Genomic DNA, 517 nt, shown 5'->3' with positions numbered 1-517 from the left:
CGATGTAGAAACGCCGCTTGCCCAGGAGGTCCGCCGCCCGTCCGCCCAGCAGCAGGAAACCACCGAAGGCCACGCTGTAGGCACTGACCACCCATTGCAACTGCTGGGCGGAGAAGCCCAGGTGGCTGCCGATTTCCGGCAGGGCGACAAACACGATGGTGGCGTCCAGGGCGATGATCAATTGCGCGGTGGCCAGCAGTAACAGCATCCAGCCCGACGGCTTGGCTAACGGGGTCGCGGACATCGCGAAGATCCTTGTGTGGAAATAACCGGCGGCCAGTGTCATCGATGCCGTTTAAATGATAAACAAGCCATTCTCTCTTTCAGCAATGACTTTAATCATGGATCTGAACGCCCTTCGCCTGCTGGTCCGGGTTGCCGAAACCCGCAGTTTCACCCGTGCCGCCGGTGACCTGGGGCTGACCCAGTCCGGCCTGTCCCGAGCCATTTCCCGCCTGGAACAGCAGCTCGGTGTACGCCTGCTGCAACGCAACACCCGCAGTGTCAGCCTGACCCC

Annotated in this window: 2 protein-coding genes; one reads left to right on the top strand and one right to left on the bottom strand. The window is 61.5% G+C overall.

Translation table 11 applies throughout. From position 1 onward, the window contains the following. Positions 1-244 (bottom strand): MFS transporter (locus F6S12_RS32815; RefSeq protein ID WP_315869997.1); only part of this gene is annotated, 244 nt, incomplete at its 3' end. Between the two features lie 97 nt (positions 245-341). Between F6S12_RS32815 and F6S12_RS32810 the strand changes: the two genes are divergently transcribed. Then, positions 342-517: LysR family transcriptional regulator (locus F6S12_RS32810; RefSeq protein ID WP_315869998.1), on the top strand; the 176-nt coding region annotated here is incomplete at its 3' end.

The sequence above is a fragment of the Pseudomonas sp. JV245A genome, assembly GCF_032424515.1.
In the GTDB taxonomy this organism is placed as follows: Bacteria; Pseudomonadota; Gammaproteobacteria; order Pseudomonadales; family Pseudomonadaceae; genus Aquipseudomonas; species Aquipseudomonas protegens.
The sequence above is the reverse complement of the archived record's forward strand: the minus strand, read 5'-3'. Positions and strand labels throughout refer to the sequence as shown.